The 11,917-nt window shown below is 63.9% G+C and carries 9 protein-coding genes; 3 read left to right on the top strand and 6 right to left on the bottom strand.

All coding sequences use genetic code 11. From position 1 onward, the window contains the following. The first annotated feature begins 94 nt into the window (after positions 1-94). Together AAHM44_RS04615 and AAHM44_RS04610 are read left to right on the top strand one after the other, a co-directional pair. A complete protein-coding gene (locus AAHM44_RS04615) occupies positions 95-751 on the top strand; it encodes a lasso peptide biosynthesis B2 protein (RefSeq protein WP_342249219.1) in 657 nt (218 codons plus the stop codon). A 101-nt stretch (positions 752-852) separates the two neighbouring features. Continuing rightward, positions 853-2,517 (top strand): asparagine synthase C-terminal domain-containing protein, encoded by a 1,665-nt coding sequence (locus AAHM44_RS04610; protein ID WP_342249218.1) that lies wholly within the window; start codon positions 853-855, stop codon positions 2,515-2,517. Here AAHM44_RS04610 and AAHM44_RS04605 read toward each other — a convergent pair. The 4 genes from AAHM44_RS04605 to AAHM44_RS04590 all read right to left on the bottom strand — a co-directional run bounded on the left by AAHM44_RS04605 (position 2,479) and on the right by AAHM44_RS04590 (position 8,768). Continuing rightward, complete coding sequence (locus AAHM44_RS04605) at positions 2,479-4,542, bottom strand: Atxe2 family lasso peptide isopeptidase (RefSeq protein ID WP_342249217.1); 2,064 nt, start codon at positions 4,540-4,542, stop codon at positions 2,479-2,481. The two genes, AAHM44_RS04610 and AAHM44_RS04605, sit on opposite strands and share 39 nt — an antisense overlap. A gap of 43 nt (positions 4,543-4,585) precedes the next feature. Further along, the gene (locus AAHM44_RS04600; protein WP_342249216.1) at positions 4,586-7,162 is read right to left on the bottom strand and encodes a TonB-dependent receptor; all 2,577 of its coding nucleotides are present in this window, start codon (positions 7,160-7,162) and stop codon (positions 4,586-4,588) included. A 95-nt stretch (positions 7,163-7,257) separates the two neighbouring features. After that, on the bottom strand, positions 7,258-8,274 hold the full coding sequence (locus tag AAHM44_RS04595) for a FecR family protein (RefSeq protein ID WP_342249215.1): 1,017 nt from the start codon (positions 8,272-8,274) through the stop codon (positions 7,258-7,260). Beyond that, positions 8,271-8,768 (bottom strand): RNA polymerase sigma factor, encoded by a 498-nt coding sequence (locus tag AAHM44_RS04590; protein ID WP_342249214.1) that lies wholly within the window; start codon positions 8,766-8,768, stop codon positions 8,271-8,273. Before AAHM44_RS04590 ends, AAHM44_RS04595 begins: the two co-directional genes overlap by 4 nt. Positions 8,769-9,184: 416 nt before the next feature. On the opposite strand from AAHM44_RS04590, the gene AAHM44_RS04585 reads away from it, so the two are divergent. Then, entirely contained in the window at positions 9,185-9,760 is a 576-nt protein-coding gene (locus AAHM44_RS04585) for a hypothetical protein (protein ID WP_342249213.1), read from the top strand. A gap of 222 nt (positions 9,761-9,982) precedes the next feature. Here AAHM44_RS04585 and AAHM44_RS04580 read toward each other — a convergent pair whose 3' ends face one another. Both AAHM44_RS04580 and AAHM44_RS04575 read right to left on the bottom strand, forming a co-directional pair. Further along, the gene (locus tag AAHM44_RS04580; protein WP_342249212.1) at positions 9,983-10,888 is read right to left on the bottom strand and encodes a helix-turn-helix transcriptional regulator; all 906 of its coding nucleotides are present in this window, start codon (positions 10,886-10,888) and stop codon (positions 9,983-9,985) included. A gap of 23 nt (positions 10,889-10,911) precedes the next feature. Then, complete coding sequence (locus tag AAHM44_RS04575) at positions 10,912-11,721, bottom strand: alpha/beta hydrolase (protein WP_342249211.1); 810 nt, start codon at positions 11,719-11,721, stop codon at positions 10,912-10,914. Between the last annotated feature and the right edge of the window lie 196 nt (positions 11,722-11,917).

Raw genomic sequence — 11,917 nt, 5'->3', positions numbered from 1 at the left:
CGGGGGTTCAAACCCCGCGTTTGGGGCTGGGGGTGGCGGCCTATTGAGCGGGGGGGGGCCCCCCATCGGGCCCACCCAAGACCAGGGGTCCATCATGTCCTATGAGCTTGGGCCGGGCCTCAGCTATGTTTGTTCCGGCGGCCAGTTCGTCTTTCTCGACGAACATGCGGACCGATATTTTGCGCTGTCAGGCACGCTCGAAGCTGCATTTGCTGCAGTCGTGGCGACCGGCGATTGTGATGCTATCTCGGCCAGGCGCCTTGCCCATATGGCCGTGCTCCTGCCGTCAGCAGAGCCGGGACACATCAGGCCCGTTGACCCATCGGAAATTCGGAGTGCGGCCCTTGCGATAAAGGAGGGCCGGTGCGGCAGTCTGGACGTCGTGCGAGCGATTATCGACCAGCGCCTGGCGATGTATCGTATGCGCCGCCATGGCCTCGCCGTCTGCCTTCGCGGCCTCAGGCAGCTGAAGGCCAAGCGTCAACCGGCGCACCAGCTCGACGGCGGTAGTGCAGAGCCCGCCATCCGAGCATTTGAACTGGCGAAATTGCTGTTCGCGCACGCGGATCGCTGTCTTCCCCGATCACTGGCGCTGGCAACCCGCCTGGTACGCTCGGGCGTTCACGCGGAGCTCGTCCTGGGCGTCAGTTCGATCCCCTTTACGGCGCACGCCTGGGTTCAGGCGGGCGACGTCGTTCTCAACGATACCCCCGAGGAAGTCCGCAAATATGACGCGATCCTACGGATATGAGCGACGACCGCTTCCTCGTCCGCTACCCGCCACCCGGCGGCCCATCCTCGTCCTCAGCCCGGTCGCGCGGAACACCATCCCCGTCCTTGGTCCAGGTCCCGATGGTCGGGCTCGATGTGTTCGTGACCCCGGGCACCGCGGTTGTGCAACTGCACGGGGCGCGCGGCGCCGTCATCGGGCGCCTTATCCGAAAGGGTGAAGGTCAGGCGATCGCCGGCTCCCTGGATGCGCCGGAGACGGCACGCATCCTGTCCGATGCCGGTGTGCGCCTTTGCCGTGACTATTGGGGGAACTATTGCGCCTTTCTCGCTGGCTCGGGGCAGGAACCGTTATGGGCGGTGCGCGATCCCGCTGGCCTCTTGCCCTGCTACAAGATGGCGTTGGACGGTGAGATCTGGTTGGCGTCCGATATCGATCTTCTCGGACAGGCGGCTAGAGGCGGCTTCGCCATTGCCTGGGACGATCTGGCGCTGTTCCTGCAGGCTCCGACGTTGCGGCGAGTGCAGACCTGCCTCCGGGATGTCTCGGAACTGCGACCGGGGTTCGCGACGCCCTTGGACGCCCGCGGCGCGCCGGCGCGGCTGCTTTGGGACCCCTGGCGTCACGCCCGCCCGCACAGGCCCCAGGTTCGGCCAGATGAACTCGAAGCGGTTATCCGGCATTCGGTGGCAGCCTTGTCCGCGCCCTATCGGCGTGTGCTCGTAGCCGCTTCCGGCGGGCTCGATTCCTCGATCGTCGCCGCGGCGCTGAAACTCGAAGGACGGCCCTTCGACTGTTTCACCATGGCAACCCTGCAGCCGAGTGGCGACGAACGGCCCTATGCGCGGCTTGTCGCCAAGCACCTGGGTGTACGACTTATCGACGCCGTCTATGACCCACAGCGCATAGATTTACTCACTCCATCAGCCGGGCATCTGCCGCGGCCCGTCGGCAAATACTTCCTGCAGGAGATGCGCCGAGGGCTTGCGGGCGCGGCGGCCCAGACCGGTGCGGGGGCGGCATTTACCGGGAATGGGGGCGACAACGTCTTCTGCTATCTTCATTCGGTGCGGCCGATCCTCGATCGGATACGAAGCGAAGGCCCGTTCCGTGGTGCCTGGCGGACGGCACTCGATATGTGCCGGATCACCGGGGCGGATATCTTCACGATTGCCCGGCTCGTGGCCCACGACTTGCTGAGGCCGGCGCAATTTCATCATGGAGCACGCGATGACGCTCTGCTCGGGAGCGGCGTGCGGGCGGATCTCGTTCGGGAGATGCTCGATCCACATCTTGACGGACGTCTCGCCGGCCCGGTGGGGAAAGCCCAGCACATCTCCATGCTGATGCGCATCCGCAACTATGTAGAGGAGGATAGGCGTGGATCTTCCCTGCCTGTTATTGCCCCGCTCATCAGCCAGCCGGTCGTGGAGTTCTGCCTCGGCGTGCCCAGTTGGGAATGGAGCGCAGGCGGCATCAATCGTGCGCTCGCCCGGACCGCCTTTTCCCGTCACTTGCCGGAACGGATTGTCGCCCGCACCGCGAAAGCTGGACCCGATGGCTTCACCGCGCATCTCTTCGAACGCAACCGGGCAGTGATCCGGTCGATGCTGCTCGACGGCCTTCTCGCATCGAATGGCGTGATTGACCGTCATTCCGTCGAATCGGCCTTGGCCCACCCCGCCATTGTCCAGTCCCAGCGCCATCATCGCATGTTGATGCTGACTGAAGCGGAAGCCTGGTGCCGATCAATCCTGGGCAGGGATACAGCGCAGATCCGCTCGTGAGGGCGCTCCCGACATGGCGAGCCAGCGCGTATATTGGCTGGTGCGTCCGGGTGAGCAGTCGATCCGGTGGTTCAGCCAGAACTCGAACCAGTCGAGAATGCGCGTGTAGACAGCCAAGCGATGCACGGGTTGCCATTTTATGTGCGGCTCGTCGGGAAAGACATAGGTCTCGAATGGTCGCTGCCGCTCGTTCATCGCGGTGATGACGTCGAGCCCCATTTGATATTCGCTGTCGCCGACCTGGAGCAGGATCGGCGTCTGAATATGGTCCGCATTCTCGGCTAGCGAATAAGGTGCCCAGAATTGGTCCGAAGGGTCGTCGAAGGCCGGATAACCGTGATCGCGCAGGTGTCTGGCATATCCAGGACCGCCGTTGAGAGGCTGGGCGACCTTGTCCTCGCAGCAGGTGCCGAGCGACGCGACCGAGAACAGCCCGCTGTTGATCAGCGCCCATTGGACGGCCGCCGATCCCTCGCTGAATCCGCTGATCCCGATCCGCGACTGATCGATGGTGCCGGTGTCGATGGAGATCTTCACGGCCTTTTCCAGCGCGTCTTGCACATTCCGACGCTCGAGCCAGTTGCGTCGGTTTATCTGCCGGAGCTCCAGTTCGTTCCCCGCTCGCCGAGCCTCTGGTGTGAAATCGGGATGCTCGAAGCTGAGCACGGCAATCCCGCGTGCGGCGAGCGCCTGGATAGGAACCTCGTCGCCCGTTCCGCCGCGCAGAAAGCCTTGGGACGTATATTGGACGACCACCATCGGATGCTTCTCCCCCGGTCGGTGGTCCGGAGGGAGCACCAGGTCGAACCAGCACTCCACGCCGAACGCGTTGCGGTAGAAATAACGATGGATTCCGCCCAACCGTCGCGCGGCGATACCGGCATTCGGATTGAATAGGGTTCGGGTTGTGCCGCGCAGCAAATCGATGCTTTCGACGCGGCGCGGCAGGGATGCTCCCTCGCGCGCGCAAATCTCGATCCAGCCCGCATGCGAGCAGCCGATGAAATTGTCGGCCGTGTCGATCAAGCGGTAAGGTCGCCGATCCTCCGGACCCCAGCGATACAGCGCTGAGCGGCTCTGCCCCCAGCCGACCCGGGAGATCCAGAACAAAGCGCCGCCCTGCCACCACAGCCGGCGAACATGCGCGCAGGCGTCAGCTACACAATTGCGTTTTCCGCCTGTCCGACCAGCGATCACGATGCGGTCGCGGCCAAGCCACTGTCCGTCCTGCGCGGACTCTGTCCATGCCAAGGCGCCATCCGGGCCTTTCGCGAACAAACGGGCTTGTCGAGGCCGCCCCGCCGTCGACAAGCCGTCAAGCAATGCGATCTCAGCCGGCGTCGCGACGGCATCCGTGGCCGATCCGATATCGATATGTGCGTAGCGTGTTTCGACCGGATCCAGCACGAAGGGCCGCCTCGACTCCATCGGACTGAAGCGCTTGTCGAAGAGATATCCTGAACGCCCCTCCCGGTCATAATCCGCCGCTCGTGTCCGGAGCGCGGGCCGGGATGCGACCACAAAGCCATGGCCGTTAGCCAGCCAAGCGAAATCGTCGACATCCGCGTTGAGTGTTGTTGCCTGACGGGGAGACCCGCCTGTGCTCGCAACGATCCATATCTGTGTTGATGCCGCCGCGCGCTTCAGAAAGGCGATGCTTTTCCCGTCGGGAGACCAGCGGGGTCTGACGATCGCAGCGGAGCCCGTCGGCAGCGCTGCGATGCCCCAAATCGCGATCGTTCCGCGGATGAACTCACCACCCACGATAATTCGAAGCGCGGGCTTGGTCTCGCGGAGGTCTTGAATGACGAGCTCCTGGCAGAAGCTGTTGGTCAGCGGATCACCGCGCCGGACCAGATAGGCGATCTGCCTCCGGTCCGGCGATACGCCGAATAGCGCGTCCGAATCATAGGGGTCGGAACGGCCGATGTCCGCCAGCCTTGCCAGATCGCTGACCGTGACGGTCCGACGTTCCGATACTCTCGGTGGATCCCCGCATCCGGCCGAGGTTGGATTGCCGGGCATTGACCCAGCAAGCGCTGCAGCGACGGCTATAGCAATGGGCATATCACCAGTTCCGGGCGATCGTGAGCCCGAGAAAGCGGCCCGCCGGGGAGAAGTTGGTGGAATCGTAGGGCGTGTCGGTTGGGGCCGCTGTCCGAATGATCTGGGGCTTCGAATTGGTGAGGTTGATCGCCGACAGGCTCAGGTTGAACAAGGGGCGGCGATCGCCGGTGCCGCCGACGGAAATTCGCGCAGTCAGATCCAGGCTGGTGACGCTCCCGACGTGCACATGGGGCGTGAAGCGCCGGTCAATGCTACCGCCGATATAGTTCAGATACGCAGCGAGCGCCCAGCGCCCGGCGCTCAGATCCGCGCCTGCGCGCGCGCGGATATGCGGGGGATTGAAGACGGTGCCCGCGAGCGGCGCCGAAGGCAGCAGTGCGGACAGCTGCTGTTTGCTGTCCAGATAGCTGAAGTCGCCATTGAGATTCAGCTTCGCAATTTTGGTCAGCGCAAAAGGGTAGGAAGTTTGAACATCGATGCCGTGGATCGATTGCGTGGCGACATTGACGTTTCGGTTATCGACGAAAGCGATGACCTTGGAGGGATCATAGGTCACGCCCGAATAGTTTTCGAGGCCGTACAGGGCGCCACTGATGAGCCCGGATTGAAGTGACGCAGCCGGTGATGTCGTGACGAGCCCGGCATAAGCGGGATTCGAGAAGGCCAGTGCAATCGAACCGGGAAGAGGCTGGACCACCCGATCGCGGTAGCGGATATCGAACCAGGAAATATCGATCTTGAGGCCGGCTATGGCGACTGGATGAATTCCGAGCCCAACGGTCCAATTACGGGCCCGCTCCGGCCCCAGACTGGCATTCCCGCCGCTGCTGTACAGGATGGTGGTGCCGGCAGGACCCGCGCCATAGCCGGCGGCGGGAAGCAGGAAGGTCTCGTAGCCGACATATTGCTGATAGAGCGTTGGCGCCTTGAACGACTTGCCCCAGGCAGCACGGACGTCGACTCCCCTGACGGGAGCATAGAGCAGGGCGATGCGCGGTGTGGTGATCCGTGCCATCCCCGGGTAACTTTCGAACCGTCCGGCTGCCGAGACGGTCAATCGGTTTACCAGCCGGATATTCTGGTTGGGCGAGACCAGGGGGAATTCCGCCTCGCCATAGGCATAGTAGCTTTGGCGGTCGGCGTTGAACCGCCCTATCAACGCGCTTGAGGCGTAACGCGAATAGTCGAGCGCGTTCCGCCGATAGCCGGCACCCAGCGCAATGCGCAGATCGCCTGCCGGAAGCCGGAACAATGGGCCATTTGCACTGATCTCCGCCGCCAGGGTCGAGGAGCAATAACAGCCCGCCGAGAGTGTAGGGGAGCCGGCCGGGGGTGTTCTCGTGGTCGCGTATCGCGTCTGGTCCTTGCCATATGAAGCGAAAGCGTCGACCCGCCAGTCGCTGCCGAGATCGGCCGATATCTCCGGCGTAATGGACCAGACCTGGACCGTGGGACTGAAATGAGACTTGGTTCTCCCAGCGCTACCCACGGCATAGGAATAGGTGTCCGACCATCGCTTGCTGAAGAGTCCGTCCAGCTTGAACCTGATCGCGTCGGACAGTTGCTGGTGTCCGGAAAGCGTCACGGCGTGCCGACGTTGCGAGGGAAAAAGCGTCGTCCCGCTCTGGAGCGTGGAAGCGAAGGATCGCTGCTCGGCCCGGACGGCGCTGTTGCGGTCGAAATCATAGGTCGCGATGAATCCGCCAGTGGCCCAGATACTACCCCCGACCGCGGTGGTCTGGGTTTCGAAGTCTCCGCCGTCTGTTGCGAATCCCGTGCGAACCGAAGTGCTGAGACCGCTGAAGTCTCGACGCAGGAGCACGTTGGCGACCCCTGCAACGGCGTCCGAACCGTACAGAGCGGATGCACCGTCGGTGACGATCTCGATCCGGTCGACCGCAGCTACCGGAATGGCCGAAATGTCGACGCCGGCATAAGCAGAATCATACGGTAGCCGGTGACCATTCAGGAGCGTCAGCGTCGCATCGGGCCCTAGTCCGCGTAAATTGATGCTTGAGGCAGAGTTGACGTTTGCGTTGGTTCCTCCGACTCCAAACCCTACACCCGGATTTTGGCCGCCACTGAAATTTTGCGGTAAATTGCGCACCACCTCTCCGAGGTCTGTCTGGCCTCTGCTCTCGATGCTCTCGCGCGTGATCGTGGTCCCTGCGACAGCGATACTCCCGCCGCGAATGTGACTGCCCGTAACAACAATATCCGTTGGTGCCGAAATGGCGTCGGCGTCCCTTGGTGGGATCAATCCCCCCCGAATGATCACCGCACCCTTTGAGAAGCGCGCACGCAGATCGGACCCCGCAAGCAGCTGCTCGATCGCCTGTCTGGCGGTAAGGCGGCCCTGGAGCCTCGGAGCAGGGACGCCATTCACCTGGTCGGCCGGCGCATAGAGTTCCCACCCTGCGCGGGCGGCGACGGCGCGCAGCGCGTCGCCGAGATCCTGAGCAGGCAGATCGAACTCGTAGACCGGACTTTCCTGCCCCCACGCCTGGGATGGGAGCGCGGTCGCCGCGACGCTCGTCAGCAGCGCGATGATGATGATGTGAGTCCGCGTTCCCGCCATGGTTCCCCCAATTTTCCTGGATGGCGGGCCGGAATGGCTCGCCCTTGGGGGGCTGCTGACGAATGGATCGGGGCGACCTTAGTCGTGCCGGAAAATTATTCTCGGCGCAGATGGATCCCATCAGGCTTGTGCAAGACCGAGAGATTTAGCAGCTCGGCCAGCCGCGACACGAAAGTGTCCGTGTCGGTGAGCTTAAACCGGCCTGACGCGGCAAGCCTGCCTGTCTCGAGATCATCGAGGATGATGGGCTGGGTTGCATAACGGTTTGCCTCGCCCACCAGATCACCGAGTGCGACCGAGCGGTATTCGACCCATCCGCTTGGCCAGTCCTTGCGGTCCGCGCTGGCGGCCGGGGCAGGCTCAGGCCTGAAATCGGCTGCCTGATATCGGAGCGGCTGCCCGGCACGTAGCAGTCTCGAAGGCGCTGTATAAACGGCGGGCTCGGTCGCCGGTCCAAGGTCGGCCGAACCGGAGTAGAGGTTGATCTCGATCTGCCGGTCGCCGGCATAGCCGACATCGAACACCGCGCGAGAGGCCGTGACGGACCCGGCTCCCGCCTCGACCACGAAGGGACGGGGATCCGGCTGCACCTCGAAGCGCGCCTTGCCCTCGCGGAGATGGACCCGGCGTTCCTTGCCACCGATCGCGAGTTCGACGCGGCTGTCGGAATCGAGCGTCAAGTTCGATCCGTCCGGTAAGCGATAGCTTCGTATCTCGCCGTGCCCTGTCGACAGACCTGGTGCACTGGATGCGAACTGTTGCCCTGCTGGATATGTGCTGGGTAGCGTCGCCGGTCGGATCACGACCGCGAAGGCAATTGCCGCCGCCGCGGCAACGGCGACATACACCCATTTCCTCCGCGGTGACTTCCAACTCGCCGTGGGCTGCAGGTCGGCATCAAATCGCGTGGACTGTTTCAGAATGCTAGCTTCCCGATCGGCGGCCTCAAGCCGGTCATAAGCCGCGCGGTGGTCGTCTGATTCCGCCAGCCAGGCATCGAAGTCGCCCTTCCACGCCTGCGCGTCTGGTGCATGCATCTTGCCGAACCACCAGGCCGCCTTGTCCTCGAGCGCTTTTCTTGCGGCCACCGCTGCCCTTTCCTCGTCGTTCATCGGGCCGCATCCACAGATCGAGCGATGTGGGCGATCGCCTTCATCATATGATATTCCACGGTGGCGATGCTTATTCCCAGTTGCTCGTGAATCTCCCGGTAGCTCAACTCCTGGACGCGGTGCATCAAATAGACGCGCCGGGTCTTCACGGGCAGCTCGCTGACTGCATCCTCATATAGCCTCAGCAGATCCCGCGCCTCCAAACCCCATTCCTGCTCCGCTGGTGTCGCGAGGTCATGCTGTTCATCGACCGGCAGGAAGATGACGTTGTTGCTGCGTCGCCAGCGCGCCCGGTCGATCAGAAGGTTGCGCGCGATCCGGCTCAGAAAGCCGGCCGGGTTGGCGAGCCTGGCCGCCTGTTCACTGCCTGCTGCGCGCGCGAAGACTTCCTGGACAAGATCCTGCGCCTGGTCATGACCCGCGCGCCGCCCGAGATATCCAAGCAGCCGATCCCGTTCGGTGCGGAAAGCATCTTCGAGACTGGGCATCGGCATCGTATCGGCTTCGAGCGCCGCTGCCCCGGACGGGCTGTTATGGCAACCCGACGAAACCGACCGCGGCGGACGACCGGGAAGGAAAGGGGGATGGGGAGGGGAGGACACGGGAAACCTCACGCAAAGGTCATGGCCGGTCCGGCAATGCCGGCCCGCTGCCTGTCCCAGCGCTGCGCCGCCGTCAGGCCAAGCCCGTGGCTCGCCCTCGTCCGATACGGCCGCCCGTCCTTATGGACCGGCGTTCATGATGCCTGGCGGAACATTCCGATCGCGCGGCTGCCAGATGAATGCCGCGCAACAGCGAGCATGGCTGGCGCTGCATCCGAATGCAAGCGGCAGGCAGGACCGTTCGGGCCAACTGGAAGGGGAGATCCCCGGTTGCTAGAAGATTTCCGGGCAAATGGGGGATAGGTGGCGTGGCCGATGGTTCGACTGGAGACCTATGGGCCGCGTTGCCGGGCCCGAAATGGGAAACGCCGCTCGAGGCGCGGACCTGGCTCGTCGCGCAACGGCGCCGGCTCGGCTGGTCGCACAGGGACGTGGAGAAGGCTTTCCTCTCGTGTGCCAGCCATAGCGACCTGTATCTCGGACCCGGCGGCGGTCCCCTGTTCGACCGGGCGACCGAGAAGCGCGTCGCCCGTTTCGAGCAGGACGGAAGGCATATTCCCGACTGGATGTACTGGATGCCGCTCGCCATCGAACACGCCGCGATCCCGCTGGAAGACCAATGGCGCTGGGAACGCGAATATATTCCCTCAAATTCCGAGGTCCGCCGGGATCGGGAGGAACAGGACCTTGAGGCGCATCTCCTCGAACTGGATGATGAAGAGATCGCGCTGATCGCGCGTATCCGCGAGATGACCGGCGACGAGCGCGCGGTGGTGCGCGCCATGGTCCGGCCGGAGATGCTGCGTTGGTGGATCGACTGCCTCAAGCGCGCGCAGGAGCGCGGGACTCCGCTGTTCGAGCTGATCGACAAAGCCTTGTCCTAGCTGCGCAGCGGCAGCTCGCGTCAACCAGGAGGTCGGGTTCGAGGCATATGATGCGCAATCAAGCGGGTTCCTGGCTGACGCTAGCTCGCGATCGGATGGAAGCGCGTTGCCGCGGCCATTCGTCTGGTTCGATCGTGGCATGATCGCCACCTGCCTGGCAGCTTCCCTGGCCCTCTCCGATGCGTCACGAGCAGGCGGGACGCGAGGGCGCGGAAGATATGGTCAAATTGCCGCGCGCCATGCCCCGGGCGTTGTCCCGACTTGTCCGTAGAATGTACGGGTGAAGTGGCTCTGATCCGCAAAGCCGCAGGCGGCCGCGACCGCCGCCAGTGACATCTCCCGGTTTCTCAGGAGGTTTTGCGACCGCGCGACGCGGCGCCGGATCAGCCAGCGATAGGGGGCAACGCCCGTCGACTTCTTGAAGCCATGCGCAAACTGGCTGACCCCCACGCGACAGGCCTGTGCGAGTTCGCCAAGAGTAATCCCGTCCGACAGGCTCTCCTCGATCATTTCCCGGGCAAGACGCTCCTGCCAGGTCGTCAGGCCCCCGGGATAGGGCCGGCGCGCGGCCAGATCTCCGTACCGGCCCATCATGTAGATACCGAAGCTCCACATGAAGCTGTCGGCATACAAGGCATCCAGGGTGGCAGGATCGTCGAAATAGGGATGGATTCGCGTGGCCATGCGCGCCAGCACCGGATCGCGTGCAAGAAGGCACGCGTCGTTTCCCAGATGCGTCACCGCCGGGAGCTCGAGATCCTCGGCGATCTCGCGCATGAAAGCCCGGGACAACACCATCTCGATCGAATGCCGACCGGTGCTGAAATCCACATAGTCGACGCCGGACAGGTAGAGAATGTGTGCGCAACCGGCGTCCGCCCGAAAATCGAACTTCTTGCCATGGACCGAGGTCTCGCTGACTTCGGATCTCAGGCGGACGCCGATGGAAAACGCATCTTCCCAGCGCGGGAACTCGGCATTCTGGTCGATGCCATGGTTCCCGTAATGGACTTCGGCCATCAGCAGCCGGGACTTGAAGAGCGCCCGTGCCCTGAGCTTCGCGCCGGCGCCCGACGAAAGCCCGATGGGCACCGTCGCCACCTCTACCAAACGACCCTGAACGGCCATATTCGCTCCGGCAACACTTGGTTTCACGCACCGCCGGGATGGGACGCCCGAGCGATTTCCGCAGGACCGGTGTGCCCGGCTGCAACGCTAGCAGCGGTCGCCCTGGCGATCAAATCGGCGACCGGCGCCGGATCGGCGACATAGACGGCATGGCTACCGGCAACTTCCACCGTCGTCGCGCCGGCCCGCGCAGCCATTGCGCGCTGCGCAGGAGGGGGGATCATCCGGTCGTCGGTGGCAACGAGATACCAGCTCGGCTTGCTCCGCCAGGCGGGGCGGTTGACTGCGCCCTCGAGCGCCGCGACGCCCCAGGGTACCTGCGAGTCCGCCATGAAGGTTGCGAGCCCTGGCTCCACGTCGGCGGCGAACGCCGCGGCGAATTTGTCGCGATCGAGGAAAAGGAAGCCATCGACGGGCGGCAGGATCGGCGGGACCGGAGCGCCCGGTGCGGGGTCGGCGATCAGCGATGCCACCGATTCTCCTTTGTCCGGCGCGAATGCGGCAATGTAGACCAGGGCGGTTACCTTGGGATCCAGGCCGGCCTCGGTGATCACCACGCCGCCATAAGAATGACCGACGAGGATGACATCGCCCGGCGCCGCGGCGATCGCGCGGCGCGTCGCCGCGACGTCGTCGGCAAGCGAAGTCGTGGGGTTCTGAAGCGCGACGACATCATGGCCATCCGCCTTGAGAATTTCATGGACCCCCGCCCAGCCTGACCCGTCGACGAAACCGCCATGCACCAGCACGATCGTCGGCTGGCCGGTGCGATCCGGATTGATATTCCGCGTGTCAGATTCCGCGCCAGCGGAGGTGTGATTTGCATCGAGCATATGCGTTCCTTCCCGATTGAAGAGCCGCCGACGGCGAGGACCGTTGGATCGACCGATTACTCGTCGCCTAGCGCGCGCCGGCTCCGTCAGGATTGAACGATTCTGCAGTGGCGGCGATCGCGGTTAGCGCGGTTACGACGATCGTTTGGGACAGGGCGCCGAGAAACATGGCCGGTGCTACCGGCCCGAAGATAGC

This window comes from Sphingomonas sp. OTU376 (assembly GCF_038440415.1).
GTDB lineage: Bacteria > Pseudomonadota > Alphaproteobacteria > Sphingomonadales > Sphingomonadaceae > Sphingomonas > Sphingomonas kyeonggiensis_A.
This window is presented reverse-complemented; position numbering and strand designations above follow the sequence as displayed.

Coding starts and splice junctions, on each gene's coding strand:
- AAHM44_RS04580 (WP_342249212.1), bottom strand. CDS start 10,888: ATGGCCGTTCAGGGTCGTTTGGTAGAGGTGGCGACGGTGCCCATCGGG.
- AAHM44_RS04605 (WP_342249217.1), bottom strand. CDS start 4,542: ATGCCCGGCAATCCAACCTCGGCCGGATGCGGGGATCCACCGAGAGTA.
- AAHM44_RS04575 (WP_342249211.1), bottom strand. CDS start 11,721: ATGCTCGATGCAAATCACACCTCCGCTGGCGCGGAATCTGACACGCGG.
- AAHM44_RS04590 (WP_342249214.1), bottom strand. CDS start 8,768: ATGCCGATGCCCAGTCTCGAAGATGCTTTCCGCACCGAACGGGATCGG.
- AAHM44_RS04595 (WP_342249215.1), bottom strand. CDS start 8,274: ATGAACGACGAGGAAAGGGCAGCGGTGGCCGCAAGAAAAGCGCTCGAG.
- AAHM44_RS04600 (WP_342249216.1), bottom strand. CDS start 7,162: ATGGCGGGAACGCGGACTCACATCATCATCATCGCGCTGCTGACGAGC.
- AAHM44_RS04610 (WP_342249218.1), top strand. CDS start 853: ATGGTCGGGCTCGATGTGTTCGTGACCCCGGGCACCGCGGTTGTGCAA.
- AAHM44_RS04615 (WP_342249219.1), top strand. CDS start 95: ATGTCCTATGAGCTTGGGCCGGGCCTCAGCTATGTTTGTTCCGGCGGC.